The sequence below is a fragment of the Exiguobacterium sp. s57 genome (assembly GCF_018617685.1).
In the GTDB taxonomy this organism is placed as follows: Bacteria; Bacillota; Bacilli; order Exiguobacteriales; family Exiguobacteriaceae; genus Exiguobacterium; species Exiguobacterium marinum.
Window position 1 is genome coordinate 1 of record NZ_JACSKR010000012.1, and the last position, 1,587, is coordinate 1,587.

The 1,587-nt window shown below is 59.0% G+C and carries 2 protein-coding genes; both read right to left on the reverse strand.

What is annotated here, in order from left to right; all coding sequences use genetic code 11:
* A protein-coding gene (locus KNO98_RS14540) for an IS1182 family transposase (protein ID WP_251130040.1) occupies positions 1-1,399 on the reverse strand; the annotation gives its coding sequence in 2 pieces (ribosomal slippage) (positions 1-829 and positions 829-1,399; 1,400 coding nt annotated over the 2 pieces). This gene is flagged as partial in the annotation.
* Positions 1,368-1,587 (reverse strand): hypothetical protein (locus KNO98_RS14545; RefSeq protein ID WP_214701516.1); only part of this gene is annotated, 220 nt, incomplete at its 5' end. The genes KNO98_RS14545 and KNO98_RS14540, both read right to left, overlap by 32 nt.

A 1,587-nucleotide genomic window follows, 5' to 3' on the forward strand; every position in this document is an offset into this window, starting at 1 on the left:
CTTGAGGCGTTCTGCCCCCATAAAATTGAAGAAATGCTATGTAGACAGTCTTTTCTGGCCAACAGATTGGCCAGCTTCTTCATGTTTTGTGCGGTGGCTTCCACCAGATTGGCGCGTTGGACCTTCTTGATCCCCCTGTAGAAGGTGAAACGGAGCCCGTGGAGCTCTTTCCCGTCGGCGAACGAGCGCTCGACCGTCTGTGGACGAAGCCGATAGAGATATTGTCCGGAAGCCGAGAGGCGGTTCGCGTTCACCGCTTCGCGGTAGGATTCGTCGATGTGTCGGGTGATGTCGCGACGGTGTGATTTGCTGGATGTACATTTCGCAAGGAGCGGGCAGTTCCGGCAGATGGCGGGGTCGGAGACATAGTGATGGTAGCCGTGCCGATCCGTCGTCTGGTAGGTGAGGCGCTGACGCGCCGGACAGATGTACACGTCCTCTTCCGGGACGTAGGTGTACCGTGTCTTGCGGAACATCCCCTTTTTCCCGCCGAAGCGCCGACGGGCGATGACGGCGAATATGCCGCGTTCGGTCAGCGCCTTCGCGATCTCGGTCGTGTAATACCCGGCATCGAGCGCGACCGCCTCGAGCGGGAAGCCGAAACGATCAAGGATATGGGTGATCCGGTCGAGGTAGACCGTGCTGTCTGACACGTTTCCGGGCGTGACGTGGACGTCGACGATGAAATTGTGCTTGGCATCGACCGTCCGATGCGCCAGCCAGAAAAAGCCTTCCGGTTTCTGGTCACGATACATATAGCCCGCTTCCGGGTCGGTCCGGCTCACCTTGACGAGCCGACGCTCTTTCCCGGCCCCTTTGGGCTTCAGTGCTTTTTTCCGCGCTCGGCACGCTCCTCGTTCACCCTCGGAAGGAGTTCCTCCTCGATCTCGCCGACGACCCGTTCGACCTCGACCTTGTCGAACTTCCTCTTGTTCGCGTTCGCACGGATGTGCGTCGAGTCCGTGACCAGGATCCGACCGGAGATGAAGCCGTGCGCCTCAGCCTGCCGCACGATGTCCTCGAAGATTTTCTGGAACACGTCGTTGTCATGAAAACAACGCCGATAGGCCTGGCTGATCGTCGAATGGTCGGGCACCTTCTCGTCGATGCCGAGACCGAGGAACCAACGATAGGCGAGGTTCGTCTGAACCTCCTTCACGGTCTGACGCACGGAACGGATGTTGAACAGCGGCCCGAGGAGAATGATCTTGATGATGATCTCGGGATCGATGCCGGGCGTCCCGGTGTTCGAATAGAGCGGGGCGCAGAGGCGGTGGACGATCGAGAAGTCGATGTGGCGGTCAAGTTTTCGGACGAGATGATCCTGCGGGGCCAGCTGGTCCAACGTGGTCTTCGTCTGGATCGCTTCATGTCGTTTCTCGGGATGGGCGCGGTACATATCGGATTCCTCCTTTTGATGACGGGTGGGCTCGGCGTTTACCGTCCCTTTCCCCTTTTGGACCGATTCGAAGTATGTACCGGGCTTTTTCTTCGGCCGTCGAGGCCTCAGAAAAAGACAAACGGCCGCCAGATGACGACCGTTTGCGTTGCTCGCCCGACGGCGCCCCGACTCCTGCAGGAAAGCAA